Source organism: Pontibacter ramchanderi (assembly GCF_002846395.1).
Taxonomy (GTDB): domain Bacteria; phylum Bacteroidota; class Bacteroidia; order Cytophagales; family Hymenobacteraceae; genus Pontibacter; species Pontibacter ramchanderi.
The window spans coordinates 586290-612432 of the sequence record NZ_PJMU01000003.1 but is presented as its reverse complement, the minus strand read 5'-3'; the positions used below and the strand labels follow the sequence as shown (position 1 = coordinate 612432).

Annotated in this window: 25 protein-coding genes, 1 tRNA gene and 1 riboswitch; of the genes, 11 read left to right on the top strand and 15 right to left on the bottom strand. The window is 53.0% G+C overall.

Annotated elements, in window-relative coordinates:
- Positions 1–38 precede the first annotated feature (38 nt).
- The gene (locus tag BD749_RS15230; protein WP_101445912.1) at positions 39–917 is read right to left on the bottom strand and encodes a DUF2911 domain-containing protein; all 879 of its coding nucleotides are present in this window, start codon (positions 915–917) and stop codon (positions 39–41) included.
- A 172-nt stretch (positions 918–1089) separates the two neighbouring features.
- Positions 1090–1194, top strand: a riboswitch (TPP riboswitch).
- 77 nt (positions 1195–1271) lie between these two features.
- On the opposite strand from BD749_RS15230, the gene BD749_RS15225 reads away from it, so the two are divergent.
- From BD749_RS15225 to BD749_RS15210, 4 genes are read left to right on the top strand one after another with little or no spacing between them, the layout of a single operon-like run.
- Complete coding sequence (locus tag BD749_RS15225) at positions 1272–1997, top strand: class I SAM-dependent methyltransferase (RefSeq protein WP_180336424.1); 726 nt, start codon at positions 1272–1274, stop codon at positions 1995–1997.
- Positions 1994–3058, top strand: a complete 1065-nt coding sequence (locus tag BD749_RS15220; protein ID WP_101445911.1) for an AIR synthase-related protein — start codon at positions 1994–1996, stop codon at positions 3056–3058. The genes BD749_RS15225 and BD749_RS15220 overlap by 4 nt, the downstream gene beginning before the upstream one ends.
- The gene (locus BD749_RS15215) at positions 3055–3705 is read left to right on the top strand and encodes a thiamine phosphate synthase (RefSeq protein WP_101445909.1); all 651 of its coding nucleotides are present in this window, start codon (positions 3055–3057) and stop codon (positions 3703–3705) included. The genes BD749_RS15220 and BD749_RS15215 overlap by 4 nt, the downstream gene beginning before the upstream one ends.
- A complete protein-coding gene (locus BD749_RS15210) occupies positions 3702–3974 on the top strand; it encodes a Trm112 family protein (RefSeq protein WP_101445906.1) in 273 nt (90 codons plus the stop codon). The genes BD749_RS15215 and BD749_RS15210 overlap by 4 nt, the downstream gene beginning before the upstream one ends.
- A 25-nt stretch (positions 3975–3999) precedes the next feature.
- Here the strand turns inward: BD749_RS15210 and BD749_RS15205 are convergent, their stop codons facing one another.
- From BD749_RS15205 to thpR, 10 genes are all read right to left on the bottom strand, one after another.
- Positions 4000–4524: a hypothetical protein gene (locus tag BD749_RS15205; protein WP_101445904.1), complete on the bottom strand. Its 525-nt coding sequence runs from the start codon at positions 4522–4524 to the stop codon at positions 4000–4002.
- A gap of 675 nt (positions 4525–5199) precedes the next feature.
- Positions 5200–7020 (bottom strand): ABC transporter ATP-binding protein, encoded by a 1821-nt coding sequence (locus BD749_RS15195; protein ID WP_101445899.1) that lies wholly within the window; start codon positions 7018–7020, stop codon positions 5200–5202.
- A gap of 142 nt (positions 7021–7162) precedes the next feature.
- Complete coding sequence (locus BD749_RS15190; RefSeq protein WP_101445895.1) at positions 7163–8623, bottom strand: sodium:solute symporter; 1461 nt, start codon at positions 8621–8623, stop codon at positions 7163–7165.
- Between the two features lie 52 nt (positions 8624–8675).
- On the bottom strand, positions 8676–9692 hold the full coding sequence (locus tag BD749_RS15185; protein ID WP_101445891.1) for an MBL fold metallo-hydrolase: 1017 nt from the start codon (positions 9690–9692) through the stop codon (positions 8676–8678).
- A 160-nt stretch (positions 9693–9852) separates the two neighbouring features.
- Positions 9853–10446, bottom strand: coding sequence for a hypothetical protein (locus BD749_RS15180; RefSeq protein WP_245869275.1), 594 nt, complete (start codon positions 10444–10446; stop codon positions 9853–9855).
- A 164-nt stretch (positions 10447–10610) separates the two neighbouring features.
- Positions 10611–11108 (bottom strand): hypothetical protein, encoded by a 498-nt coding sequence (locus BD749_RS15175; protein ID WP_101445886.1) that lies wholly within the window; start codon positions 11106–11108, stop codon positions 10611–10613.
- 2 nt (positions 11109–11110) lie between these two features.
- Positions 11111–12946: a M61 family metallopeptidase gene (locus BD749_RS15170; protein WP_101445884.1), complete on the bottom strand. Its 1836-nt coding sequence runs from the start codon at positions 12944–12946 to the stop codon at positions 11111–11113.
- Positions 12947–13003: 57 nt separating this feature from the next.
- On the bottom strand, positions 13004–13657 hold the full coding sequence (locus BD749_RS15165) for a class I SAM-dependent methyltransferase (protein ID WP_245869272.1): 654 nt from the start codon (positions 13655–13657) through the stop codon (positions 13004–13006).
- A 157-nt stretch (positions 13658–13814) separates the two neighbouring features.
- A complete protein-coding gene (locus tag BD749_RS15160) occupies positions 13815–14306 on the bottom strand; it encodes a CinA family protein (RefSeq protein ID WP_101445882.1) in 492 nt (163 codons plus the stop codon).
- Positions 14307–14337: 31 nt separating this feature from the next.
- On the bottom strand, positions 14338–14910 hold the full coding sequence (thpR, locus tag BD749_RS15155; protein ID WP_101445881.1) for an RNA 2',3'-cyclic phosphodiesterase: 573 nt from the start codon (positions 14908–14910) through the stop codon (positions 14338–14340).
- A 92-nt stretch (positions 14911–15002) separates the two neighbouring features.
- On the opposite strand from thpR, the gene BD749_RS15150 reads away from it, so the two are divergent.
- The 4 genes from BD749_RS15150 to BD749_RS15135 all read left to right on the top strand — a co-directional run bounded on the left by BD749_RS15150 (position 15003) and on the right by BD749_RS15135 (position 20569).
- Positions 15003–15710 carry a phosphatase PAP2 family protein gene (locus BD749_RS15150; RefSeq protein WP_101445880.1) on the top strand — a complete coding sequence of 236 codons (708 nt, stop codon included), beginning with the start codon at positions 15003–15005 and terminating at the stop codon, positions 15708–15710.
- Between the two features lie 123 nt (positions 15711–15833).
- A tRNA-Leu gene (locus BD749_RS15145) sits at positions 15834–15915 on the top strand.
- Between the two features lie 837 nt (positions 15916–16752).
- Positions 16753–17454 (top strand): phosphatase PAP2 family protein, encoded by a 702-nt coding sequence (locus BD749_RS15140; protein WP_143741272.1) that lies wholly within the window; start codon positions 16753–16755, stop codon positions 17452–17454.
- Positions 17455–17692: 238 nt separating this feature from the next.
- Positions 17693–20569 carry a tetratricopeptide repeat protein gene (locus BD749_RS15135; RefSeq protein WP_143741271.1) on the top strand — a complete coding sequence of 959 codons (2877 nt, stop codon included), beginning with the start codon at positions 17693–17695 and terminating at the stop codon, positions 20567–20569.
- Positions 20570–20663: 94 nt separating this feature from the next.
- Here the strand turns inward: BD749_RS15135 and BD749_RS15130 are convergent, their stop codons facing one another.
- On the bottom strand, positions 20664–21020 hold the full coding sequence (locus BD749_RS15130) for an endonuclease domain-containing protein (protein ID WP_101445875.1): 357 nt from the start codon (positions 21018–21020) through the stop codon (positions 20664–20666).
- A 233-nt stretch (positions 21021–21253) separates the two neighbouring features.
- Between BD749_RS15130 and BD749_RS15125 the strand changes: the two genes are divergently transcribed.
- Entirely contained in the window at positions 21254–21811 is a 558-nt protein-coding gene (locus tag BD749_RS15125; RefSeq protein WP_101445874.1) for a SixA phosphatase family protein, read from the top strand.
- A 3-nt stretch (positions 21812–21814) separates the two neighbouring features.
- Here the strand turns inward: BD749_RS15125 and BD749_RS15120 are convergent, their stop codons facing one another.
- From BD749_RS15120 to BD749_RS15110, 3 genes are all read right to left on the bottom strand, one after another.
- The gene (locus BD749_RS15120) at positions 21815–22246 is read right to left on the bottom strand and encodes an RDD family protein (RefSeq protein WP_101445873.1); all 432 of its coding nucleotides are present in this window, start codon (positions 22244–22246) and stop codon (positions 21815–21817) included.
- Positions 22247–22343: 97 nt separating this feature from the next.
- Positions 22344–22847 carry a methylated-DNA--[protein]-cysteine S-methyltransferase gene (locus BD749_RS15115; protein ID WP_101445872.1) on the bottom strand — a complete coding sequence of 168 codons (504 nt, stop codon included), beginning with the start codon at positions 22845–22847 and terminating at the stop codon, positions 22344–22346.
- Between the two features lie 103 nt (positions 22848–22950).
- Positions 22951–23958, bottom strand: a complete 1008-nt coding sequence (locus tag BD749_RS15110; RefSeq protein ID WP_101445871.1) for a c-type cytochrome — start codon at positions 23956–23958, stop codon at positions 22951–22953.
- Positions 23959–24630: 672 nt separating this feature from the next.
- Between BD749_RS15110 and BD749_RS15105 the strand changes: the two genes are divergently transcribed.
- Both BD749_RS15105 and BD749_RS15100 read left to right on the top strand, forming a co-directional pair.
- Positions 24631–25092: a MarR family winged helix-turn-helix transcriptional regulator gene (locus BD749_RS15105; protein WP_101445870.1), complete on the top strand. Its 462-nt coding sequence runs from the start codon at positions 24631–24633 to the stop codon at positions 25090–25092.
- 293 nt (positions 25093–25385) lie between these two features.
- Entirely contained in the window at positions 25386–26045 is a 660-nt protein-coding gene (locus tag BD749_RS15100; RefSeq protein WP_101445869.1) for a YceI family protein, read from the top strand.
- The last annotated feature ends 98 nt before the right edge of the window (positions 26046–26143 follow it).

The window sequence follows — 26143 nt, the reverse complement described above, 5'->3', positions numbered from 1 at the left end:
CAGAGCAGAGGCTTTCGGTATGAAGCGGCAGGTATAGCCTACTTCATTTTCTTCCACTCGGCAATGGCCTTTTCATTCATACGAACGTAATCGGCATTGTTTGCCTTCTTAGCCAGCTCCATCGACTGCTCAGCGGTTTTTACGGCGCCTTTGTAGTCTTTCATCTTAGCCTGTATCTTGGCTTGCGCGTGCAGGTTCCAGAATTTAGGGTCGTTGGCGTTGGCTTTTTTCATCCACTCCAGCGCCTGCTTCATGTCCTTGTTGTTGTCGGCGTAGTAGTTGGCAGCGGCTGCGTACAGTGCTGGCGATACCCCTTTGCCATTCACTACACGCTCTTGTATCTGGGCCATCACTTTGCTGTCCACTTCCGCCTCAATGGTGAAGCTGGCAATGGTTTTGTCCCACAGAATCTCCAGATCAGCGGCGTTAGCTTTCAGGTTGGCGAAGTTGATCGTGAATGTCTCCACGGTTCTTGGGTTGGTCTGCGGTTTTACCTTAAAGCGAAGCTGGTCGTTTTCCTGCTTGTAGGCTGCCACGTTTCCACCGAGTTTGGTGTCTTTGTACAGGATGATGGTCCACTCGTTCTGCCCAGGTATAGTCAGCAGGGCGTACTCTCCGGCCGGCACCTTGTTACCCTGAATCGTTACCTCGTCGCTGAATTTAAGCGTGGTGGAGTTGTTGGCACCCGTGCGCCATACCTGACCGAAAGGCACCACATCGCCTCCATAAATAGAGCGTCCTTTCATGGATGGGCGGGAATAGGATACCGATACCGTCGAAAGTCCGACCTCCTGTGTTACGCTTGACAGTGGGCTGGCAGCTGGCATGGCAATACCTTGTTGCTGCGCCTGCACGGTAACAGCCGTTCCGCAAAGTAGTGCTGCCGAGAGCATAATGCTGTAAAAAGTCTTTTTCATGGTCTATTTTATATTGTCTGAGGTTTTGAGAAGTAATATTACAGAATATCCGGCAATTAAACCAGCGGGCACTGCCCTGGAAGCAGTGGCTGTCGCTGCTACAAACTGCATCTGCCTCCAAAATGTTTTGCCCGCCGCCCGCTTTATTTTCTGAATATATTCTATACCTTCGCAGCAGTACACGGGGTGCTTGGCAACATAAAGGCTGCCAGGCTGAGATGATACCCGCTACCTGATCTGGATAATGCCAGCGTAGGAAATGTAACCCATTTTAGTGCCTGAGAGAGGTGCTAACCCTATTATTCCTATCTGCTTTGTACAGTCAGGCTATTTTATAACCCTAAAATACCTGCTGTGAGTAATCTGCAACAACAAAAATTCGACCTGGTAACCCGCGACCTGCGCAAATGGCAGGGCCGTGAGGAGTGGTTCTTTAACCGCGACCACACCGACACCTATGAACTGTGGTACGAAGGCCGCTACAAGCGGGCCGAGGTATGGCAAAAGAGGGTGATCGGGCAGCTCATCAAAAAAGACAAGCGCGTGAAGACCCTGCTGGAGTTTGGCTGCGGCACCACCCGCTTCACCCGTTGGTGGAAGGAGATTGGCATCGAAGCCAGCGGCGGCGACATATCCCCCTTTATGCTGGGCCAGGGCGTGCACCTGTTCAACGGCGACCTGGTGCTGGCTGACTCGCACCACATGCCTTTCAAAGATCATACCTTCGATGCCCTGGCTTTCATCACCACCTTCGAGTACTACAAGGACCCAGTCAAAGTGATCCGGGAAGCGGCTCGGGTTGGCAAATATGGCATCGTTTTCGGCATGATGAACCGCAACTCCCCCAAGGTGCTCAGGAGAAGGATACAGGAGGCATTCGGTAAGAATCCGTTTTACGTGACTGCCACATTTTATACTCCCAAAATGCTGATGGCTGTGATTGCCGAGGCCCTGCACGACCGGGATTATACCATTGCGTGGACGGCCACCGGGTTGCCCGAATGGTTCCCGGTACAGCAATGGCACCAGCCCTACGGCGACTTCTTCGGTTTGCATGTACGCTTAAACGATGTGGTATGAGCGCCTTCGAAGACAACTCCGGAAAGATAGCCGTCGACACGTTTAAAGACGTACTGCTGCCGCAAAGCGGGGCCTTGCGGGAGGAGGTAGTGGTTGGGCCGCGATTCGGGGTTGATACGGCTGTCATCAACCTGGGCCATAACCTGGGTATGGTCGTGTCCAGCGATCCGCTCTCGCTTATACCTTCCATCGGTTTGAAGGAATCGGCCTGGCTGTCGGTGCACCTGCTGGCCAACGACATGGCCACGACCGGTTTCGCCCCTCAGTACGCCCAGTTTGTGCTCAACCTGCCCACCAGTCTGTCGCTGGATGCTTTTAAAGAATATTGGGGCTACATCCATCGGTTCTGCCATGAAATAGGCGTCTCCATTACCGGCGGACACACCGGGCAGATCGAGGGGCAGAATTCCACGGTTTCGGGTGGCGGAACCATGTTCCTGACGGCGCCTTTGGATGAAATCCTCACCAGCAACCGGGCAGAACCCGGCGATATCCTGATCGTGACCAAGGAAACAGCCTTGGTATCCACTTCCATTTTGGCCATGAGTTTTCCGGAAACAGTGAAAAACAAACTTGGGGAAGAGGTATGGGAGAGTGGCTGCGAGAATTTTTACCGCACCTCCGCACTGCCTGATGCCTTGGCTGCGAAGGAAATCCTAAGGAGTCATACGGAGCTGAAGGCCATGCACGATGTAACCGAAGGCGGTGTGCTGGGTGCCATTTGCGAGATGGCCCATGCGTCCGGGTGCGGATTCCGGCTTCACAACGATGCACTGCCGGTGGGAGAGGTGCAACGTCAAATCGCCGGACTATTTGGCATCGATCACCGCTTCATCATAGGGGCTGGCTCCATGGTCATGGCCGTAAAGGCAGGGAAAGAGCAGGAACTGCTTCGACATCTGGCGTCAAAGGCAATCAAGGCGACGGTGGTGGGAGAGATGACCCTAAAAGAAGATGGATTCAGAATTGTGGAGAACGATGTAGAGAAGCCACTTCTATTTGATGGCAAAGATCCGTACTGGGAAGCTTTCTTCAACGCTTATAAGGCCGGCTGGAAATGAGAAAATATAAACCAATTACCGGAGGTGTATACCTGGTGCTGGACCCAGGTATGCACAAGTCCCAGCTGCTGCAGAAGGTACAAGAGGCGCTGGATGGTGGTGTTAGTGTGCTGCAGATCTGGAACAACTGGCCCGCTGGCTATACCTGGCCAGACAAGCTAGGGCTGGTACAGGAGCTGGTAGCGCTGGCTGACGTTTATCGGGTGCCCGTGCTGGTAAACGAGGAGTGGCAACTGCTAAAGGAGACGGACCTGGGAGGCGTACATTTCGATCACATTCCCCCGGATTACGAAGCGCTCAAGGCTGAACTGAACAGAGACTTTATCTGTGGTATCACCTGCAGCAACAACCTGGAGGTGGTGCGCTGGGCCGAACAGCACCAGTTGGATTACGTTTCCTTCTGTGCCGTATTTCCCTCGCCTTCAGCGGGTAGTTGCGAAATTGTGCAAGCCGATACGATCCGGGAGGCCAGAAAGATTACCCAAATGCCTCTCTTCCTTTCCGGAGGCATCACTGCAGAGAATTTAACTAAATTACAGGAGCTCGATTTTAATGGCGTGGCCGTGATTTCAGGTATACTGAACGCTGCATCAGCCAAAGAATCCACGGCTGCCTACAAACAAGCATTAAACAACTACAACCCATGAGACTGGCTTTATTAGATAAATTATGCTGTCCGGTAGACAAGCACGAACTGGAGTCACAGATCTTTGCACAGCAAGAGAACGGTGATATTGCAGAAGGACTGCTGACCTGCTCTTCCTGCAAAAGGTATTACCCGATTGTGTATGGTATACCGATCATGACGCCAGACGAATACCGCGAGAAGGCACTCGAGGAGCCAATCCTGAAGAAGTGGGGGTTGCAGCTGGAGGAGGCAGAAAAGCAGAAGTTTTTGCTTAAGGCCCAGGCTTAGCGTGTAAATTGCTCTATGCGGGGCATTAGAAGCTGTGCCCCACGCTCAGGCCAAACCGAGGTATAAACGCAGCCCCCGGCGACTTGGTGTTGCTTTCTGTGGACAAAAAGGGCGTGAACCCAACCCGCACCACAAGGCCGCCCGTCGGGTTTTGATATCGGAAACCGATGCGGCTGAAGTACAGGTTCTGCAACAGGTCCGGCTCGTTGGTAAAGCGGCGGGTATAGCCCAGACCGAACTCAAAGTGTTTCTGAAATCGCCCGATCATACCGAGCGCCTCCACAGGCACCACCGGATAAAAACCCGGCTCTTCAGCCGAGAAGAATTGGTTACTGGCTATACCTATCCTGAATGCCGCCTTTACCATAGACTTCTGGTACACAATGCGGTCGTAATTCACCGACAGCAGGTCGCCATTGCCGCCCAGTTCACCATACACCGCATTGCGCGCCCTGAACGAGTCGCGGTAATTCTGAGCCGAAGCTGATAAGCTGCCTATAAGCAGTAAACAGAAAAAAATGCCTCGGATAAGAATGCTGATTGGGTGCATAAAATGGTTCAGTAGCAACTGGTGCCGCTATTAAATGAGTATACTTCGCAAATTAGTGATTTATTAGGATATATTGATGTAGAAGTATGCAAGCTAAGCGGTAGAACTAATTGTCCGAACCAGAATTTTCAGGATTAAGGGATCGACAGGATTCTGGTAAACGATTGTCATCCCCCTGCCTTCAGGGGGTAACTCCTCGGTAAATGCTAACTATGAGGTATAGCTCCGTAGTTTTTGGGGTTTAGGCTCCCACTAATTCAACACACCCCCGCCCCTCTCAAGAGGGGAATTTGAGGCATTACCAGTTTCAGGTAGAAGTCATTTAGTGTGCGTCGCACCACGGGCACGCATCGAAAGACTAACTTGCCCCGCTGGCAATGAAACAGATCACCTCAGCCAGGTGCACCATCGACGATTTTTTGTTTGAGCGGTCAGCGAGTGGAGGTAGGGGCCCTCGATTCAAAATCGTCTTGATTTTTTTCCTTGATGGGGGTAGGGGCCCTCTTTCTTTATCGAGGGCCCCTACCCCCATCAAGGAAAAAAGGAAGTGCCCGCCGCACAGGCGAAGCAATGAAACGACCAAGGTTGCTATACCTAGCACATCAACTGTACCTATAATAAAAAAGCCCTGCCAGCTTTACACTAACAGGGCTCCTATACCTTTTAAAATCAATTTTAACTCATCTCAAACTGCAGCTTGAGTAGATTCGCGTAGATGCCGTTGTCGTTGATTGACAGCACCTCGTGCGAACCCTCCTCGACGATCTCACCACCATCAATCACCAGGATCTTGTCTACTTTACGGATCGTCGCCAAACGGTGGGCAATGATAATCGTAGTTCGTCCCTGCATCAACTCATCCATGGCCTGCTGCACCAAATGCTCTGATTCGGAGTCAAGCGAGCTGGTGGCTTCGTCGAGTACGAGGATGGCTGGGTTCTTTAAAATAGCTCGGGCAATGGCCACACGTTGGCGCTGACCACCAGAAAGCTTGATGCCGCGCTCGCCCACCAGTGTATCCAGCCCTTCCGGGAAAGACGAGATAAAGTCGTAAGCATTGGCTTTACGGGCTGCCATGATGATCTCTTCTTCCGTGGCTTCCGGGCGCCCGTAGGCGATGTTCTCGCGGATCGAACCACCAAAGAGCAGTACCTCCTGCGGCACGATGCCCACGTTGGCGCGTAACTCCGTCAGGCTCATCTTACGGATGTCCTGCCCGTCGACGGTGATGCTGCCGTGGCTTACGTCATAAAGACGCAGCAAAAGCTGCACGATCGTGGACTTTCCGGCACCGCTCGGGCCTACCAGCGCGATCTTCTCACCGGAATTAATGCTGAAATTGATGTCGCGGAGCACCTGTATATCCGGACGCGTAGGGTAGGAGAAAGCTACCTGATTATAACGAATATTGCCACGAACGCGTGGTATTTCGCTCAGTGGGCGCAGGCTCTTATCTGTTGGTTCTTCTGTTTCGGCCAGTATTTCCTGTATGCGCTCTGTCGCTCCTAATGCCGACTGGATTTTGCCATACAGCTCACCCAAACCGCCCACAGAAGCGCCGATAAACACGGTGTAAATAATAAAGGAGATCAACTCGCCAATGGTCAGGTCGCCATTCTGCACCAGGGTAGCACCGTACCAGATCACCAGAATGATGCCGCCAAACAAGCCCACGATTACAAAAGAAATGAAGGCGCCACGGTAGTTCGCTGCCGAAAGCGCTGCCTTCACGGCTTTGCCGAGCGAGTTACGGTAACGTCCAATCTCGAAGTTTTCGTTCGTGTAAGCCTTCACAGTATTGATCGCCTGCAGCGTTTCCTCCACAATCACGTTGGTATTGGCCAGTTCGTCCTGCGTTTTCTTGGAAAGGCTCTTGATCTTGCGCCCGAAAACCAATGTAAGCGCCACCAGCACCGGGAAGGTCGCCAGCATGAACATGGACAGTTTGATGGAGGTCCAGAGGATGATGATGATACCGACTAAGAGCGTGGTAACCTGTCGGAAAAGCTCTGCCAGGGTGATGGACATGGCATCCTGCACCTGCGCCACGTCGGTAGTGATGCGGCTGGTGATCTCGCCTACGCGTCTTTTCTCATAGAAAGGGATCGGCAGCATCATGAACTTGCTGTAGAGGTCACGGCGGATGTCGGCCACGGCGTTTTCGCTCACCTGCGCAAAGAAGTATACTCTAAAAAAAGAGAAAATACCTTGCGCCAGGATCACGGCAAACAGGCCAAGGGCGATCATGTCAATGTCTTCGAGGAACCAGTCGGCGTTGCCAGTGGAGGAGTCGACCAGCTTGCCAGTGAGCAGCGGGAAGATCATGAACGTCAGGCTGGAGAGCACCAGAAAGCCCAAACCGATCAGGAACTTAAACTTGTAGGGTAGTACGTAGCTAAAGATCCTGATGCCGCGACGGAAGCTGTCTTTGCTGATTTTCTTTCTGCCTTCTTTCTCCTGCGTGCCGTCGTTTAGCCCGATTCCACGTTTTGCCATTAATGATATCTAAACTTAATAATAGGGGGATGCTGGCTTATAACAGCCAGGCAGCACTAAAAATGCCATGTACCCGAAAAATCTTACAAAGGTAAGGAAAGTATAGGATATAGCGACCCTATTTGCATAGTGACAGATATCATTAATCTGATTCCGGTAGCGGCGTATCTTTTACTGATACAGCCCACAGCCCCACAAACGTCAAAAGTCCATTCAGAATGAGCACTTCAAAACCGAACTGGTAGCCGTTGAACCACGCGGCGGAGTTGGCGCTGATGATGTAGGTGAGCACAGGGGCCGCGAGGCAGATCGCGGGCACAAAACGGTCGCGTACCTGGCGGCGGGTGAAGAGGCCGAAGCTGTAGAGTCCCAGCAGCGGTCCGTAGGTATAGCCGGCCACTTGCAGCACCGTCGCGATCAGGCTTTGGCTGTTGACGGCGTTAACGGCTATGATGACCAGGCCAAGCAGTAAAGAGAACGCGATGTGGACGATGTACCGCAGCCGTACCCGCTCCTGCTCGCTTTTATCTTTGAAATTGAGGAAGTCCACGCAGAAGGAGGTCGTCAGGGAAGTCAGCGCCGAATCGGCGGAGGCATAGGCAATGGCGATGATGCCCAGGATGAATGCTATACCTACAACCGGCGGGAAGTGGTTCAGGGCCAGATAGGGGAACACGTCATCGCCGCGCTCCGGTAGCGTGATGCCTTTAGCGCCGGCGTACAGGTACAACAAAGCCCCCAGCACCAGCAACAGGACAAAAATCATTGTTAGGATCAGGCTGAACCAGTACATGTTTTTTTTCGCCTCGCCAATGTTCTTGCAGCTCAGGTTCTTCTGCATCATGTCCTGGTCCAAGCCGGTCATGGCGATGGTGATAAAGGCGCCGGAAAAAAACTGCTTGATAAAATAGCCGTTGTCTTTGAAATCCCAGTTGAAAATCTGCGAGTAATCGCTGGCGGTTATCGTGTTGACCATCCCCTGAAAACCAAGGTTGAGTTCATCGGCCACCACCCAGATACTTATCCCTATGGCCGTCAGCATGGCCGCCGTCTGGAAAGTATCGGTCCAGATGATGGTTTTCATGCCGCTCCGGAAGGTATAGACCCAGATCAGCAGGATCGTGACGGCCACTGTCACGGCAAATGGAACGCCTATTTCATTGAAGACGGCCAACTGCAGCACACTGGCCACCAGTAAAAGGCGAATGGCCGTGCTCAGCGTGCGCGACAGCAGGAAAAAAGCGGCCCCTGTTTTATAGGACCAGAAGCCCAGGCGCTGTTCCAGGTAGGTATAAATGGAGACCAGGTTGAGGCGGTAATAGAGCGGCATCAGCACATTGGCGACCACAAAATAGCCCGCCAGGTAGCCCAGCACCACCTGCAGGTACGAGAATTGCGCTGCGCGCACCATACCCGGCACCGATACAAAGGTCACGCCCGACAAAGTAGCGCCGATCATCCCAAAGGCCACCACATACCAGGGCGATTTGCGGTTAGCCAGGAAAAAAGTATAGGAGTCTGTCTTCTTACCCGTAATGTAGGAGATCAGAACCAGGATGCCGAAATAGCCGATAATCAGGCTGATGATAAGCGTTGCAGACATGTGAGTTGCCGTCGTGAGACCGCAAATATAGCACAGCCTGCCGGTTTTCGGGCTATACCAGTTCCTGCAGCAGCACCGGCTCCCCGATGGCAGGTATACGCAGACCCGTCATCATGCCCGAGGCGGCAATCTGCTCGAGCAGGCGCACCGGTTCCCCTGCCGGCTCGTCCGACAGGTCGAAGGTGCCGTAGTGCATCGGGATGAAGGTGCCGCCACGCAGCACGTTGTAGGCGCGTACCGCTTCGTGCGGGTTCAGGTGGCTCTTCTGCATCAGAAAACTGGGCCGGTAGGCTCCTACGGGCATCAGGCACACATCCATCGGGCCGAAAAGCGACTCGATCTCCTCAAAGTGCCCATTGTATCCGGTGTCGCCGGCAAAGTACAGCTGCAGGGTTGGCGTCTTGATCAGGAAACTTCCCCAAAGCACTTTGTTCATGTCGAACATGCCGCGGCGGTGCCAGTGCGAGGCCGGCAAAAAGTAGATTTCTACGCCTTCGGGGGTGAGGTCGAATTTCTGGTACCAGCCCGCCTCCTGGTAAGGCAGATTAGGTTCGGCGCTGCGCAGCAGGTTGCCGGCGTGCAGCGGCGCCAGGGCTTTCAGATCGGGGTTGTGGCGGTAAAGCGTTTTGATGGAGCGCTCGTCGAGGTGGTCGCGGTGCCCGTGCGAAAACAGCACCATGTCGATACCTGTCAGCTGCTCCGGCGCACAAGGCAGCCCGATGCGGCGCTTGATCATGGGCAGGTCGTAGAACACGGGATCGGTGATCATGGTCAGCCCGTTCACCCGGATCAGGAAAGTGGCGTGGCCGAGCCAAACCACCATGTCTTTGTTTGAGTTGATAAAGTCGGTGCCGTAAGAAACGGGTGGCACGTAGTTGTCGGATTTTTTCTCGTCGCGCTGTGGGTTTCGGGAGGTTTTCCAGCGGAGCACCTTGCTCAGTTTAGGGGTATAGAGCTCGCCGCCGTTCACAAACTGTCCGTTAATGGTCTTGTTGCCACGGAAATCCGGTTTTACAACATCCAGTTTGTCGTTTTTCAGATGCCTTACTGTTTCGTTCTTCTGCCTCAAAATCTGAATAAGCTTGTTTCAGGAATTATTAACACGATAACGCCCACGAAAGTTGAAACGTGTGCGGTAAATTAATTAAAATACGGTGAGCGACACAAAAAAACGCCTTCTCTGGTCAGAAAAGACGCTTTGTGATAGTTTGACTTGGTTGAAGAGCCTGTTACCAGAAGGCACCGCCCCGGCCTACAGACATCGGGTGCTGAAACGGGCTGTAGAACGGCGAGGCACCGTTGGAATAGCGCATGCCACCGGTTACCGACAAGTGCTCCGTTATTTTATAGGTTGCCCGGAAGTCCATTCCCTGGCGGCCTGGATGCATAAAGTTCATGTAAGCCGGGTTTTGTGCCGGGATGTTCGAGAAATCCTTCCATACGCTGCCGCTCAGGATAAGGCGCTCGTTTACCAGGTAATCGGCTCTCACGTGGGCTATGTAATGGTTGCTGGGACTGGTGCGCATAAGCGTGGCTCCACCGTCAGTGGTAGGCACGGTGTAATGGCCCGGCATCACCGACATATAGGTCAGGCTGCTGAACACGCGCAAACGCGGGTTTAGCTGATAGCGAACCGTTGGCTCCAGGTAAGTAGCGCCAAAACCACTTCCGAAACTGGCACCTGCAGCCAGGCTGTAACTTAGGCGCTTGGCTGGCATCTCAAATTTGGTCGGCCTTTTTTCTTCAGCAGGCTGTACTGGCTGCTCCTGCAGAGCAGGGGCCGGGGCCGTTTCCAGACTTGCTTTCTGGCCGGTCTGTGCCATAGCCGTTCCCGCTAAAAGCAGGCTGCAGGTCAATATGGTGCTCAATAATATTTTCACGTGAAAAAGCTCTCTGTTGAATGTGGTACTAAGTTACAGCGCAATTGCTTCAGAAACAAGCGGGTGCCTTTTCCCAAACGGGTGCAAGTGTCTTTTGTTGTAAGCGGCTATGCCTTGCTCTTGCTTCCCAGGGTACGTTTACTCAAAAAAGCCACCCAAAAGCTAAGGCTCAGCAAAAGCAGGTAGTTTAAGGTATAGCTGGTCATCACCTCCGACGACACCAGCCTTCCGGGGGCGAACAGTATGTTCCTGAGGAAGGCCACCTCTAAAGCCCCGCTTGCTGCCAGTACAATTGTTATCACCAGTACAATCAAGGTAAGCCGCAGACCCGGATTTTTTCTGCGCACCGCAATAAACGAAAGCGCTAACCCAAAAAGAGCGCCCGCAAAAGGAGCAAGCCGCTGCACCAGCACAAATTTGTCTACTCGTGCCGGGTCGACCTGGTATAAGCTGGCACTGCGCTCAAACTTGCCCAGGTCGTCTGTCTCCAGGTATAGCTCGGCCAGCGGCACGTCGTAGATGTAACCAAGGGCAACAAAAGCGTAAGCGGCCAATACTGCCACGAGGCTGTGCAGCAAAATGACCCTGAGATTTATACCTGCCATACCTATCTGGCCATGGTGCCCAGCCAGGATTGTCTGAACTGCTGCATGGCCGGTGTCAGTTCTTTGCCGGCGTCTTCAAACGGAACCACCTCCAGGGTAGGTATCTCTTCCAGCACAATAGAAGCTGTTTTGGTTTTACCCTGGCGCTGGTAAGTAATCGGCACGGTATGGGCGGGCTTGAGTCGGTTCAGAATTTTATCCAGTTCCTTTTCGCTGCTCACTTTCTTGCCGTTCAGGGTCAGGATGATATCACCACGGTCGAGGCCGGCTTTGTAGAGGGGAGAGGTAACGTAGGTGCCGTTCAGGAGCTTGGCGCCTTGCTTACTGAACTCAAGGTTGGCCATCCCCATGCCAGCTTTGCCTGGGGTTTCTTTTCGCAGTTGCAGGCCAGCCTCGGCCAGAAGAGCGGCATAGTCAGGCAATTCGCTGCCGTATACCTGTCGCCTGAAAAAGTCGGCAGCCCAGGCTGTGTCTTTGGTCACTTCGGCCAGGGTTTGCTGCAGGTCGGCTAAGGTATAGGGCTTTTCGGGTTGACCGTATTTCTGCCAAAGGGCTTGCATGTAGCGGTCGAGGGTGGTATTGAAATCACGGCGCAGGGTCAGGTCGAGGCCTAGCCCCAGCACGCTGCCATAGGTATAGTAGGATATGAAGGTATTGTGGCGGTTGTGCGGGTCCACGGATCGGGCGGCATCCACAAAAGGCGCCTGCATGCTCATTTCCACCAGGCTGTGGTAGTGGCGGCCTGGCGAAAGCAGTACATAGTTCAGACTTCCCGAGAGGCCGCTGGTGTATCGCTTCAGGTCGTTCACCCCGCTGCGGTGCATGGTCAGGTCACCGTAGTAGGTGGTAAAGCCTTCGGCCAGCCACAGTGCGTCGGACATGTTGGCTTTCTGAAAATCAAAGGGCTCGAGCGAGGCAGGGCGCAGGCGCTCCACGTTCCAGGCATGGAAAAACTCATGCGATACCGTGCCCAGTAACCCTGCCATGGTAGTGGCCAGCGTACGCGAACTCGATACGATGGTGGAATTGCGGTGCTCCATGCCATCGCCCACCGCCTGCGGACCGTAGCAACCAATGAAGGTATAGCGGCCAAAATCGAAGTCGGGGAGCTGCCCGAAAATGGCCTGCTGCTCAGCCACAATCTTTTTTGTTTGTGCCACATAGGCATCGAACTGTGCCGGGGTACCCTGGTGGTGCAGCGCTATCTGGATCATCTTTTTCTTGCCACGGTCCTCCACGGCCCACTCTGCAAAAGCGAAATCACTCAGCTCGGTCGGGCTGTCCATCAGGTACTGGAAATTCGGCGCCCGGAAGGTGGAGTCGTTGAGGGGCTCGAGCTGCGTGGCTACTTTCCAGTTGCTGCCCTGCGGTATGCGGAACGTGACCTGGGCGGGCGCCTGCTCAAAGCTAGGGGCATACATGAGCGTAGCAGGCATGTTCAGGTGCGCATGCGATTCGTCGATGCCCGTATACGTGCCGTCGGCATGGTCGCCAAACAGGGTATAGCTAACGGTCACTTCTCCCTGATGGCCACTGACTGCCCACTGGTGCGGGCTCGTTCTGCTGATGCGCAGTGGTTGTCCTTTACTGTCGGAGGCCTTTACGCTATACACGTTTTTGGCGAACTCGTGCAGCGCATAGCGTCCCGGAGAACTCCGTGGCATGAGCACCTGCAGTGTATCGCTTTTTATACCTGTAAACTGCACGCTGATCTGTGCCTCGTGGTGCACGGCGTTGGGGAAGGAGAGGTGGTAGTTCACTTGCTGCTCCTGAGCCAGCAAAGGCGTGAGCGAAAGCGAGAAGGCGGCACAGAAGGCGCCAAAAAGTCTCATAGACATAAGGGTCTGTTTGTTTCGAAACCAAATTAGGCATTTTATAGCGCTTGCGCAAAGGGGCTATACCTTTCGATAGGCCCGGGCCTGCACCAAACCACCATAAAACGTGGCAGAGGTTTCCAGTTGCAGCGGTTGCCGGGCAAAATGGGCCGCGAAGTCGGGCAACCGCGAAGCTTTGACGCGACTCACATAACCAAAAAAGGTATACATGCTTTTGAGCAGCAGGCGCTGCCAGCCAGGTATGAGCGTTTGGTTTGGCCAGAAGTCGCTGAAGAGCCAGTGCCCGCCTGGGCGAAGTGCGGTTGTCAAGCGGTCCATCAGGTATACCAGTCGCTCATCCGGGAACAGGTCGAGCAGAAAAGGGGTGATGATGATGTCGAATGTCTCGCCGGTTCTCAGGGTGTTCTCATCACCGAGGCGAAAGTCGATGTTGACGGGTGCTGAGCATTTATGACAGATACGCCGCTGGGCCAATTGCAGCATTTTTTCGGAAACTTCGAGGTAAGAGATCTTCGCCTTAGGCCTGGATCGAAGCACCTGCTCCAGCAACCAGCCGGATCCTCCCCCGATCAGCAACACATTGGCCTGTTCAGGTATAAGTGCCAGATGCGCGGTTTGTGCCTGGCGCAGCGCATTGCCGAACACCAGCCGCGAAAGGCCATCGTAAACCGGGGCAATGCGGTTGAAGTTGGTGTTGCTCTCTGATTTTGTCATTTCGGCCAAAGGGGGAATCTGAGGAGAGGAAGGAAGAGCCAGTCAGCTGCCTCAATCCAGATCAGGTTTTGTTGTTAGACAAAGTTAAAGCAGGTCAGAATCTACAGGCTACACTTATGCTAGATTTCTCACTGGCTTCCGAAATGACAGAAAAAGATTAGCGGGCATAATGCTCCTCTACTATACCTTTCAGTTTCTCTAACACATAATCGGTGAACTGCTTGAGCAGGCTCAGACTGTTGCCTTTGAACACTTCCCGAAACTCCTCAGCCTTGCCGTCATACAGAAAGGAAACGAAGATAGTGCCCACCGGCTTCTCGGACGTCTCGGAACCGCCGGCACCGGCAAGTCCCGTGGTCGCCACGCTGATATCGGCGTTCAGCGCTTTCTTCAGGCCCATCACCATCTCGTTTGTCACCTGCTGCGACTCGGCCGTGTACAGGTCGAGGGTGTCTTGCTTAACACCCAGCAGCTTTTTCTTGGCTTCTACATGATACACCACCATGCTTCCGATCAGCACATCGCTGCTGCCTTTGGCTTTTACCAGTTCTGAGGACAGCATGCCAGCGGTGCAGCTTTCTGCAAAGGCAACGGTCAGGCCGTTGTCCTTCAGCATCATGGTGAGTTCGGTAAGCTCCGTTTGATTCATAGGGTTCTCGCTACTTTAAGTAAGGTGCTTCTCATACTGTTTTGCCTACGGGGTGGTTGCCGGTGAGGGGGTAGCGCTGCAGGATGCTGTAGCGGGGGTGCGGCGATCCCAACTCTGAATGCCAGACGGCGATCTCGTTCACCTCGAGTGTGACGGGGGCATCCGGGTAGTGGATTTCGAGATCGTGGGGCACGGGGCGGTCCTTGCGAAAGCGGGCAAGAGTGACGTGCGGTTTCGGCTCCCGGCTGAGCGGCGGCTGGTCAGAAAGTGCCTGCGTGAGACTGCTGCTGAGCTGCGCGAAGGCGTCGTGGTTTTTGAAGCGGGCCCAGATCAGGCGCGGGGAGCGGGGTTTGGGCCCAGGCTCAATGGCCTCCAGTTGCAGCGTGAAGGGCGCAAACTGCCGCGCCATGTGGGCGGTCACATCCTGTATGGTGGCTAACTCACCAACGGGTACGTTCCCGATAAAGTAGAGCGTCAGATGGAGGTTATCAACCGGAACCTGCCGGATGGCCTCATGCCTGTACCTGTTGGCCTGCTCGGTTAGGTACTGCTTGAGGGTATCAGGCAGTGGCGCTGCAATGAATAGTCTGGTGGTGTGGGCCATGCGCTATAGTTTTCATACTGTATGGCTTCCCATACGTAATGAGGGGGCAGGCGTATACTTAGCCTATACTAGAAACAAGACTCCGGATATGTATGATACGAAATTTTTATAAAAAACTGGCGGCCGGCTTTGCCTTGTTCACGCTCGAGCTGCTTTTTGTGCTGGCTGTTTTTCTGGCTTGTGTGTTTGTCTTCCTCTATGTGAGCGCTCAGGTAGTAGAGGCGTCCGGCCCGATCAAGTTCGACGAAGCGGCCTTTGCAGTGGCCGCCGACATGCAAAGCACCGGCTTCACAAGGTTTATCGAGTTCATCACCTTTTTTGCGTCCCGCCACTTCATGACTGCGGCAGGGCTGCTGCTCATCGCTTACTTTTTGTTTGTGAGGCGGCACAAGTGGTATTCGCTGAAAGTGCCGGTGGTAGCCCTGGGTAGCATCTCGCTCAACCTGGTGCTCAAATTCTTTTTTGACCGGCAGCGCCCTACCATGCCCCTGGTCGATGCCTCGGGCCTGAGCTTCCCGAGCGGGCACTCCATGATCGCCGCCTCTTTCTACAGTCTGATCATTTACCTGACCTGGCGACACGTGGAATCAAAGCCCCTCCGAAATTTTTTAGTCGCCCTGCTGGTCATTTTTATATTGCTTATTGGCTTCAGCCGCATTTACCTGCGGGTGCACTATGCAACGGATGTGGTGGCGGGTTTTGCTGCTGGTATTCTGTGGGTTATCATTGGCATTGGGCTGCTGCGCCGTATCGAAAAATACACCCGCAAAGAGATCGCGCCGGTGGTGGAAGAGGATTGATTTTTAGTGAGTGGAATTTTTTTTCGGGTGGGCTATTGCAGATAATAATTTCTGTTATACCTTTGCAATCCCAATCAACAAGGGTTAAAGGGTTTTGGGAAACACATTTTGATTACTACCAGCGCGCACGTGGCGGAATTGGTAGACGTGCAGGTCTCAGAAGCCTGTGCCTTCGGGCGTGGGAGTTCGACTCTCCCCGTGCGCACAAATTCAAAATGTTAAAAAGCCGGCTGCAAAGCCGGCTTTTTTGTTTTTATACCTTTCCTGTGTTGTCAGGTTAGTTGGTGATGCAAATGTGGTTGCATTTGAAGCCCTTTGCGAAGGTATAGCGCTTGCCTTTGCAGGTAAGGCGCGAGCGTCCACGCTCGTGTCTGCTATCGTAGGGCCTCTGGCCGCATGGCTATACCTTTACCTGGCGTATACCTTTACCTGGCGTAGCTGCTGCATTTCTATACCTTAAGTTGATATGTTTTATAGCTTCGCCTGTGCGGCGGGCACCTTCTTTTTGTCTTGACACAAATCGAGGGCCCCTACCCCCAAAGAAGGCAAAAAAGTCAAGACCCTCCAAACTCGCTGACCGCTCAGACAGTGGAGTGTCATAAAGCGCACCGTGCAAAGCTAATTGTTTCATAGTCTGCTGAGAGTTACCCTTGTTATACCTGCCAGTGGTATGTATAGAGTGTACAGAGTCCTTTTGCTACAGGGCTTATACCTGTGAATTGTCAGCAGCAGAAAGTCCCCCTTCGAAGGGGGCAGGGGGATGTTAATCGTGCCCGTGAATTCTGTAAACCCTTGGGGAAGGGACCCTATATAAAGATTTAGACAAGCTATACCTACAGACCTCACGGTGTGCGCAGCTCCCGCGAGTGTCTCAACCGACTGCCTTACCTATACCTCTGCCTGTTCAGCCACCGCCGACCTTTTAGATACTCGCAGGTCCGTAGGTCTAAAATCCCGAATCTTTCGGGGACACTACAAAGCTTTTCAATCGGCTATACCTCACCCTTCCCTTCTTTCGTAAAGTGGGCATAATGTGCACGATATGAAAAGCCTGACCAAACGATTTCTGAAACTACTGGCCCTGTTGTCAGCTGAAGTAGTGCTGGTAGGGCTCATGTTTTTCGCTTGCCTTCTGGTGTTTGGCTTCATGGCGCATACGGTTTTTATTCAACAGGACACCGGTCTGGACAATGCGCTTTTTGGGTATGCTGCCACGCACCGCTCGGAGGAGATGACCCGCCTGATGCGCTTTTTCTCTTTTTTCGCCTCTGCCGACTATCTGTTGGTGGCGCCTGCCCTTATTGTGCTAGTGATGACCTGGTTTCAGCACCTGCGCTGGTATGCCTTAAAAGTGTTGGTGATCGCTTTTACCAGCACCATGCTCAACCAGTTGCTCAAGCGACTTTTCGAACGCCCGCGGCCTGTCACAGCCATGTTCGAGCAGTCGGGGCTCAGTTTCCCCAGCGGACATGCCATGATCGGCGGCTCATTTTACGGACTGCTCATCTACATCGTGTGGCGTGAGGTGAAGCATCCTTTCTGGCGCTGGTGCTGGGTAACGCTCCTCACCATCTTACTGCTCCTCATCGGGTACAGCCGCATCTACCTGAACGTGCACTACGCCACTGATGTACTTGCCGGGTACGCCATGGGCATCATCTGGCTACTCCTCGCCATTTATCTGATGAAAAGACTGGAGAAGTGGTATTTTGGGAAGTTAGAAAATCCGGAAGGTAGAATTTAGAAAGGCTGTAGCGACGTTTTGGAATTACGTCGAGGTACTCCGCAGCATGTATGCACCCTTGTAGGGGCAGGTCACGACCTGTCTGGATTGTGCACGAACAACAACAAACAAGCAACCATTAACAATTTAACAACTCAACAATTTAGCAATTTAACCATCAACAATTAAAAATTTCCTTTGTCTTCCGCATCAGGTAGCTTAATTTAGAGTTGTTAACCGCCGTTCTAAATCAGAAACTATGTCCCGTCTGCTTGCTGTCTGTGTTTGCTATACCTTGTTATACCTGGCCATTCCTGCCTTCGCCCAGCAACCCGACCAGATCGCCGAGATCAAAGCCAGACTGGAGAAGGAGCGAAGTACGCTGCGCGGGTCCACAGCACGGCCGCTGCCCGAGCGGGTAAACCGGATGCTCGACCTGGGCATGTGGCAGGAGGCCGATGCTCTGCTCAAACCAATCCCTGCCTCGCCGGGAGCCAACTTATCAAAAGCCCGGTTGGCCATGCTGCGTCACGAATACCACAAAGCAAATAAACTGGTCGAAGAAGTGTTGCAGCAGGAACCTGCCAACAGATTGGCCCTGCTCTTGCAAAGCAAGCTGCAGATACAAGCCTGGGAACTGCCGAAGGCGATGGCCACGGCGCAAAAATTGCTGCGTGTCAACCCAAAGGACGAAGAGGCAGCTTTGCTCGTGGGGCGCATTTTGATGCTGCAGAAGAAATACAACGAGGCGCTGGCGCAGGCCCTGAAAGTGCAGCGCTGGAACCCTAACAATGCCGCTGCTTACCTGCTGGAGTCGGATGTGCTGTTCTGGGACCAGAAGCCCGAGGAGGCCGAAAAACCGCTTGTCAAGAGCCTGACACTCGACCCTTTTGATGCCGATGCCCGCTTTAATTACGGCTACGCCATCTGGCGCCGGGTGGATGCCACCCAACTCAATGCCATGGCTGCGCAGTGGGAGCTGGCCCTTGAGCTAAATCCGCTGCACTACGTTACGCACTGGCACTGGGGCAACGGCCACACCAACCTCACCTACGCCGACTATGCCCAGCCCGATGATGAGGCCGTGCGCAAGGCCCTGCAACCCGCCGATCAGCTGATCTCGCAAAACAAACTACAGGAAGCGCTTACCGAGGTCCGCAAAGTGCAGCAGGCTTACCCCACTTCGGTGCTGCCCGACATGCTGCGCGGCTCTGCCTACTACATGGCCTTCGACCTGCCCAGGCAGCCGCGCCTCGATTCGGCGGAAGTGATTTTTCAGCGCATACTTGGTAAAAAGAAGCACTACGGTCCGGCGCACAATGCCCTGGCTGCTGTCATCAAGCAGAAGCAGCTCGTATACCTGGCCGCATACGATTCGCTCACCCAGGTAATCCAGCAAACGGAGATAAAGGACCCGGTAAACTTTGCCCGGGTGTTTCCGGACGTGACCTATTATCCGGGTGAAACGGTGAAGAAAATGGTCTGGTCGCAGCTGTACGCCAGCACGGTCTACTTCCCTTTCCTGTCGCGGCAGGGCGAGAAGTTCGTGATTCCGCCATTGCACATCGACCTGGCCATTGCCATGAATTCGCCCTTCTTCCGGCAGGCCACCACCTTCGACAACCGCCAATGGATGGACATACGGGGTGTGGGGAGCGGCGCGGCGGCCATTGAGTACGTAGTGCGTGGCTCATACCTGGAGCGCAACGTGGTGCTGCACGAATACGTGCATCAGTTTCATGGGCGGGTGTTTACCGATGCCGAAAATCGTGAAGTGCGCCGCCTGTACCAAAATGCGATGAAGGAAAACCGCACGCTCGACTATTACTCTGCCAACAACGAGCATGAGTACCTGGCCCAGACCTATCCGGCTTATTTTGAGCCCGTGAAAGTGCACCCGCTCAACCACAAATCCATCAACACCACCGCCGACCTCAAGGCAAAGGATCCGGAGTTGTATACCTTCCTGGATGAGCTCGTAAAACGGCAGCAGGCCTACCTGGCCGGCGACAAACAGGCCATGGCCAGCAATTGGGCGCAGGTATACCTGAACCTGGCTGAACGCGAGACCCGGGCACAGAACTACCCGAGAGCCGCCGCACTGCTTGACTCTGCCCTCACCTGGGATGCCAATTACCAACCCGCTCTGCTGGCTTATGCCGGGCTGAAGCAACGGCAGCTGGCTTTTGACGAAGCGCAGCAATGGCTGCAGCGGGCACAAAAAGTAAACAAGGAATACGCACCCATCTATACCGCCGAAGCGGAATTGTTGGAAGCCCGCCGCAGGGCCAACCAACTCACGGCACGCCGTGCCGTGCAGGAACAGCAGTCGCGCTACGAGCAGGCACTGCTGCTGGAGGAAGACCTGTTGACCCGTGCCCGCATGAACCAGGCTTTCAGGGAAATGTATGCCATGTACGGACGCATTTCAGATGCCATTGCTGTGGGGGAGCGCTATGTGCAGGATGCTCCCACGGTCTCGACCTATCTCCGCGACCGCCGCGACGAGGCACAGGCCTATACCAGCTGGCTGCGTGGTACAGCCGCTCCATCGCAGGAGGCGGAGCGCACCCTGGCGGCGCTGGTGGCCCGCAAACCGCAGCAGTACGAACTACGCCAGCAATATGCCGAGGTGCTGGCTACACAGGGCAAGTATGGCGAGGCCATTGCCACGCTGGCAGAAGCGCAGCGTATTCTTGCAGCAGCCGGAACGCCCCGCCCGGGCTACATGGTGCGCATGGCCGCCTGGCAGTTGCAGTTAGGCGACAAAGAGGCCGCCCGTCAGTTGTTGGAGCCGATCAGCAGTGGTAAAGTACGCGCCCGTAGCGAGTCCACCCTGCTGGCCAGGGTATACGCCGGACTGGGTGAGGCGCACAAAGCACAGGAAGAGCTCAAAAAACAGCCCGTGCAGCACACACCAGCTGAACTAGCCGATTTTCTGTTCGCATCAGGTAAGGTATGGGAAGCAGAGAAAGAACCGAAACGTGCACAAAAAGCCTACGAAGCCGCCCTCCGCGAGAACCCCTACCTCTACGAAGCCCGCCAAAGCCTGGTAAACCTGCTGCACCAGCACGGTAAAAACAGCCAGGCCGAACGATTGCTCGCCGAAGGCTTGGAACTGGGGAATAAGTTGTAAGGGGGGATTAGGATGGGGGATGTTTATTGCTATAGATTTCTCATAGCCGGGTCAAACCACCCCTGCCCCTCCTTATCCAAGGAGGGGAGCTTTTTTACTTACTAAAGCAAGCGCATACTTCTTGTAGCACAGCATCTAAATTATCAAAAACCTCTTTGTTCTCGAAGCGGAGCACTTGTATATTAAGCTTATTCAGATACTCATCCCGTATCTCATCTGCATTTGTAGCAGCTGCACTGTGGTGAACCTGTCCATCAAGTTCAATAGCCAATTGTTCTGATGGACAGTAGAAGTCAATAATGTAATTCCCAATGCTATGCTGCCGTCTGAATTTTCTACCTTCTAACTTTCCTCCTTTAAGGTGTTTCCACAACTCCGCCTCTGCAGGTGTCAAGTGACTCCTTAGATTCTTTCGGTTCTCCTTTAAGTACTTACGGTTATGTGTCACCATCATTATAAACTTATGATATCAAAGAAACTGAACTGTATCTCCATTACGAAGTTCGAGATAAATAGGCAGCTCCCCTCCTTGGATAAGGAGGGGTAGGGGTGGTTTGACCCGGCATCTGCAAACTGATTTAAAAAGAAAATTGCAGCCCCACTGCCAGCTTCTATTCCAAACATAGCTTGTTATCCCGCTTAACTTGTTAACTTCCCACATCCAAAACCATCTAACCTCTCCATATGAAAAACCTCTTCCGACTCAGCTTCTTACTTATCTTCCTGGCTTTTTTCAGCGCCTGCTCCGGTACGGCTACCTCCGAGCAGCAGATAGAAGAGATAGAGACGGCAACTGAAGTGACCACCGTATACCTGGTTCGCCATGCGGAAAAGGACACAACCGATGCCTCCAATGAAGATCCGGAACTGACGGAAGCAGGCCATGCGCGTGCCGAGGCTTTGCGCGCTTTGCTGGAAGGGCAGGAAATTGATGCTCTATACGCTACGAAGTACATGCGCACAGGGCAAACCCTGTATCCGTTGGCAAGTGAGCGCAACCTGGAGGTGGTGCAGTACGAAGGGCACGACTTTGAGGGTCTGAAAGCCCGCATCCTGCAGGAGCACCGCGGGCAAACTGTCGTGGTGGCCGGGCACTCCAATACCCTGTTGCCGATTATCGAGGCCTTTGGTGCAACAAAGCCTTTCGAAGAGATTGCAGACAGCCAGTACCGGTACCTGTTCAAACTCACAGTTCGCCCGGATAGTACCGCCAGCGTGGAAGTGACTGAATTTGGAGCTTAGGATCTAGGCCAATACCCTGGTTTTGCAGATGCGGTCGTGGAACAGGCGGGAATAGGAGGTGGGGCTTGCTCCCGCTAATGCCTGCAGCAGCAACACAAAAACACTGACCGGCTTGAGTAAGTAGCGCAGACTGGCACACCGGAATGAGATGCGCTCACCGGTATGGCTCACCACACGCAACCCCAGCAGATGTTTGCCAATGGACCCTTGCCAGGTGGCGCTTTCCGTGCCTGCAAAGTATAGCCAACCCATGAGCAGGTGCAGCAGGCGCTCCGACTTAAAAACCAGGGCTTCCTCGTTGCTGCTGAAGGTAAAATACTCGATCACCCCGATAATGGAAAGCAGCAGGAGTGTATCCAGGCAAAAAGCGAGCACCCGTACATTCAACTGGGCTTCGAGCAGGCGCGGCTTCGCTTTCTGATAAGACAATGGCATAGTATAATCAATGTAAAAGCACCTTAACACAGGGTGCTTTTATTGTATACTACAGAATTGCAATTGAGTTGCAGTATTTTAGTTATAATTATAACTATTAAAAGAGTGAGGTTTGTAGATTGGGCTGTAGGGCCCCTTCGTGTCGCAATAGCCACTCTTTTCGCCACAGGCCGCCCGCATACCCCGTCAGGCTTCCATCGCTGCCAATTACCCGGTGGCAGGGCACTACGATGCAGATCGGGTTTCGACCGTTAGCGGCTCCCACGGCCCGTATGGCTTTCTCACCTGAAACTGCCTTGGACACAGCCATGTAACTGGTAGTTTTGCCGTGTGCTATACCTAACAGTTCCTGCCATACCTGCTTTTGGAAAGGCGTACCGGCTGGGGCCAGTTTCAGGTCGAAAGTATTTCGCTTTCCCGAAAAATACTCTTCTAACTGTTGCTTGCAGTCGACCAGGCATATCGGCAGGTCATCCGTTAGGTCAGTCAATGCAACTTCTTCTTCGCAGAACCGGACTTCTGTTATACCTTGGTCTGTGCCACTGATGCGGAGTTGCCCGAGAGGCGAGGGCATATAAGTGGTGTAGGTTTCGTTTTTCATGTGGTGTGCCTGGCTGTACCTCAAATATAGCAATACAAACGCACGTTTGCCACTGAGCTACTACAAGCCTGTGGACAAACGCGCATGACTGGTATATTATGCTTTACTTGCTGGCTACGGCAGTGGGCGGGGTATAGCGTTCCACTTTGTTCGTGCTCGACTCTACCGACATCAGGTATTTGTAAATAGCCTTCAGGTCGGCTTCCTCCATACCTGCATACATGGGCCAGGGCATAATGGTGTTGAAGGCGTCCGGTGCCAGCTTCGTGGCAGTTGCCTCGGGTGCTTCGTAATTTTTAAAGCGCTGCACAAAAGCTTCTTCGGTCCAACTGCCTATACCTGTCTGCTTGTCCGGAGTGATGTTGGCAGAGCGCAGCACCGCTCCGTTCGGGAACTTGAACTCGAAACCACCTGCCAGGTATTTTCCTTCAATTGGTGCGCCTTTCTCCTGTGGGGTATGGCATTCGGCACAGGCGGCTATGGTGACCAGGTACTTGCCGCGTACGAGTTCATCGTCGAGTGCGCGCACATCCGTTGGGTTCGGCTTGCCTGATGGGATCGTCCGTAGGATCAGGTTCATCGGGAAGTCAGGTTTTGATTGCGGCACCTTGTGTTTGATCGGGTCGAGCGAGCGGATGTAGGCAATGATGGCGTAGGCGTCGTCGGTTGTCATGCTGGCGTAAGACTTATAGGGCATCACCGGAAAGAGCGGATCGCCATTGCGGCTCACCCCGGTAGTGAAGGCGCGGTATACCTCACCGTCGGTCCAGTTCCCTATACCTGTCTCTTTGTCTGGGGTAATGTTACGGGCATAGAACACACCGGGGAAACCCATGGAATGATCAAACACATCACCTCCCTTCCCTTCCGTGCCAGGTATAACCGGACCTGCAAAGCGCGAGAAGTCGCGGGTAGAGTGACAGTCGATGCACACGGCCACGTGGTGGGCCAGATAGGCGCCCCGCTCGATCAGTTCCGGCGTTTTCTTGATCGTGATCACGGGAGCCGCGTCTACGTTCGGGAAGGTATAGCGCAGGTACACGACTGCTGCAGCCGCAAGTCCCACCAGTACCACGAGCAGCATGCCGATGATTCTAAGTGCTTTTTTCATATAAATGAGAAATATAAGGTATAAGATACGGTTCGGAATTAGCTTTAAAGTGTAATATTTAAAATAAATATTTTTATAATCAAGATGTGCTTTTATGGATAGGGCTTATTTTTAGTGCATCGCTGCTATGGGGATGCAGAAGCGGTAAATAACTGGGTATAAATCTGAACTATGTTGTTGTATTAAATGTATGTACATATATTTGTGGGGTTGTAGCGTATAGCTATTGCTTAGGGTATAGCAACTGATTTGTTTTATAGCTTCGCCTGTGCGGCGGGCACCTACTTTTTTGTCTTGACACAAAAAGGAAGCAAAAAAGTCAAGACCCTCCAAATCGAGGGCCCCTACCCCCACTCGCTGACCGCTCTTGACAGGGGGACCCCTTCACCCCCAACAGTGGAGCGTCGTTTAGTGCACCTGGCACAGCTACTTATTTCATTGCTCAAGGGGCAAGTTAGCTGCTATACCTGCTAGTGGTGTGTGAACACACTGACTACAGCGCTTATCATCTCGATAAGTAATGGCCTGAATTCCCCCTTGGGGGTAGGGGCCCTCGACAAAGAAGGGGGAAGGGGGATGTTAATCATGCAACACTTCCCTCTAATATGGGCAGTAAACAGGTATATCCGTACCTATTTATTGCGATAAATAATTAAAACGAAAATACATAACATGAACATAGAAGAAGAAATAAAGCAGCCGGTGTTTAGGAGTCCGCACCAGAAAGCGTACATTAACCTGGTGTATACTGCCGGATGGGTTGAGCAGCAGCAAAGCGGGCAGTTTAAGCCGTTTGGCGTAAGTTTGCCTCAATACAATATTTTGCGTATCCTGCGCGGACAATACCCGAAGCCCGCTACCGTTAGCATGCTCATAGAGCGGATGCTCGATAAAACGTCGAACGCCTCCAGGATTGTCGACAAGCTGGTGGCCAAAGAACTGGTGACACGTCAGCAGTGCCCGAACGACAGGCGTACCGTGGATGTGCTGATCACGGATAAAGGCCTGGCCCTGCTCAAGCAAATGGACGAACTGGAAGGAGGAAAGGGGACCGGTATCACCAACCTGTCAGAAGAGGAAGCCCTGCAGCTAAGCAAACTATTGGATAAGGTAAGAGGGAGTTTGATAGTTTAGGAGTTTGAGGGTTTAGGAGTTAGTGAGACATGGTACTCTAAGAGGCAGGTCGCAACCTGTCTTGATCGAGCCCGAGTGCTTATTTGCATCAGGATTAAAGGGTGTACAGGATTTTCAATAGCGAGTATTATTCTAGAGGAAGCCTGAAAATCTTAAAACCTGTAAATCTTCGGGGAAAGGCTGAATACCAAGATTCCAACAATCAGCAATAAACAATCAACAATTTAACAATTAAACCATTTAACAATATAACCATCCAACACGCAACAATTAGAAATTAACAATTCAACCACATGAAAAAGACCGCTATTCTGGCATCGCTCGCAGCTGCGCTGATGCTATCTGCCTTCACCGGCTCTTCACACACTGAACTGAATGCAACAGAAGTGGCAGCTCCAGCCAAGGGACGCACCTACATTGTTGAGACCAATGCCAGCGAAGTAAAATGGAATGCCAAGAAAATGACTGGCGAGCACTACGGTAACATTTCCCTGAAGAGCGGTCAGCTGCAGGTAGACAAAAATCGTGTGACAGGTGGTACTTTTGAGATCGACATGAGCTCGCTCACGGTAGAAGATATTAAAGATGCAGGCTCTAACGGTAAGTTGGTGGGCCACCTCAAGTCTGATGACTTCTTCAGCGTAGACAAGCACCCAAGCGCCACCTTCGTGATCACGGAGGTTACTCCCATAGCAAAAGCTGCCGCTGGTCAGCCAAACCACAACGTAAAAGGCAACCTGACGATCAAAGGCATCACCAACCCGGTTAGTTTCCCGGCTACTATCACGGTAAAAGACGGTGTAGCCACTGCCAAAGCCGACGTAACAGTAGACCGCACCAAATTCGATATCCGCTACCGCTCCAGCAATTTCTTTGAGAACCTGGGCGATAAGGCGATCTACGATGAGTTTACTGTGAGTTTTAACGTGAAGGCAAAGCAGACAAATAGCTAAGGTATAGCTGAAACGGCTTTATGAAGCCCTTCCCTAAGCAGGGGAGGGCTTTTTTGTTAGGATTAATTTAATAGTAATCAATTTTGGTGCGAGCGTCC

Coding starts and splice junctions, on each gene's coding strand:
- BD749_RS15165 (WP_245869272.1), bottom strand. CDS start 13,657: ATGACAAAATCAGAGAGCAACACCAACTTCAACCGCATTGCCCCGGTT.
- BD749_RS15160 (WP_101445882.1), bottom strand. CDS start 14,306: ATGAATCAAACGGAGCTTACCGAACTCACCATGATGCTGAAGGACAAC.
- BD749_RS15105 (WP_101445870.1), top strand. CDS start 24,631: ATGAACATAGAAGAAGAAATAAAGCAGCCGGTGTTTAGGAGTCCGCAC.
- BD749_RS15230 (WP_101445912.1), bottom strand. CDS start 917: ATGAAAAAGACTTTTTACAGCATTATGCTCTCGGCAGCACTACTTTGC.
- BD749_RS15195 (WP_101445899.1), bottom strand. CDS start 7,020: ATGGCAAAACGTGGAATCGGGCTAAACGACGGCACGCAGGAGAAAGAA.
- BD749_RS15110 (WP_101445871.1), bottom strand. CDS start 23,958: ATGAAAAAAGCACTTAGAATCATCGGCATGCTGCTCGTGGTACTGGTG.
- BD749_RS15135 (WP_143741271.1), top strand. CDS start 17,693: ATGTCCCGTCTGCTTGCTGTCTGTGTTTGCTATACCTTGTTATACCTG.
- BD749_RS15150 (WP_101445880.1), top strand. CDS start 15,003: ATGATACGAAATTTTTATAAAAAACTGGCGGCCGGCTTTGCCTTGTTC.
- BD749_RS15140 (WP_143741272.1), top strand. CDS start 16,753: ATGAAAAGCCTGACCAAACGATTTCTGAAACTACTGGCCCTGTTGTCA.
- BD749_RS15175 (WP_101445886.1), bottom strand. CDS start 11,108: ATGGCAGGTATAAATCTCAGGGTCATTTTGCTGCACAGCCTCGTGGCA.
- BD749_RS15125 (WP_101445874.1), top strand. CDS start 21,254: ATGAAAAACCTCTTCCGACTCAGCTTCTTACTTATCTTCCTGGCTTTT.
- thpR (WP_101445881.1), bottom strand. CDS start 14,910: ATGGCCCACACCACCAGACTATTCATTGCAGCGCCACTGCCTGATACC.
- BD749_RS15100 (WP_101445869.1), top strand. CDS start 25,386: ATGAAAAAGACCGCTATTCTGGCATCGCTCGCAGCTGCGCTGATGCTA.
- BD749_RS15120 (WP_101445873.1), bottom strand. CDS start 22,246: ATGCCATTGTCTTATCAGAAAGCGAAGCCGCGCCTGCTCGAAGCCCAG.
- BD749_RS15130 (WP_101445875.1), bottom strand. CDS start 21,020: ATGGTGACACATAACCGTAAGTACTTAAAGGAGAACCGAAAGAATCTA.
- BD749_RS15205 (WP_101445904.1), bottom strand. CDS start 4,524: ATGCACCCAATCAGCATTCTTATCCGAGGCATTTTTTTCTGTTTACTG.
- BD749_RS15115 (WP_101445872.1), bottom strand. CDS start 22,847: ATGAAAAACGAAACCTACACCACTTATATGCCCTCGCCTCTCGGGCAA.
- BD749_RS15180 (WP_245869275.1), bottom strand. CDS start 10,446: ATGGCACAGACCGGCCAGAAAGCAAGTCTGGAAACGGCCCCGGCCCCT.
- BD749_RS15220 (WP_101445911.1), top strand. CDS start 1,994: ATGAGCGCCTTCGAAGACAACTCCGGAAAGATAGCCGTCGACACGTTT.
- BD749_RS15215 (WP_101445909.1), top strand. CDS start 3,055: ATGAGAAAATATAAACCAATTACCGGAGGTGTATACCTGGTGCTGGAC.
- BD749_RS15190 (WP_101445895.1), bottom strand. CDS start 8,623: ATGTCTGCAACGCTTATCATCAGCCTGATTATCGGCTATTTCGGCATC.
- BD749_RS15170 (WP_101445884.1), bottom strand. CDS start 12,946: ATGTCTATGAGACTTTTTGGCGCCTTCTGTGCCGCCTTCTCGCTTTCG.
- BD749_RS15210 (WP_101445906.1), top strand. CDS start 3,702: ATGAGACTGGCTTTATTAGATAAATTATGCTGTCCGGTAGACAAGCAC.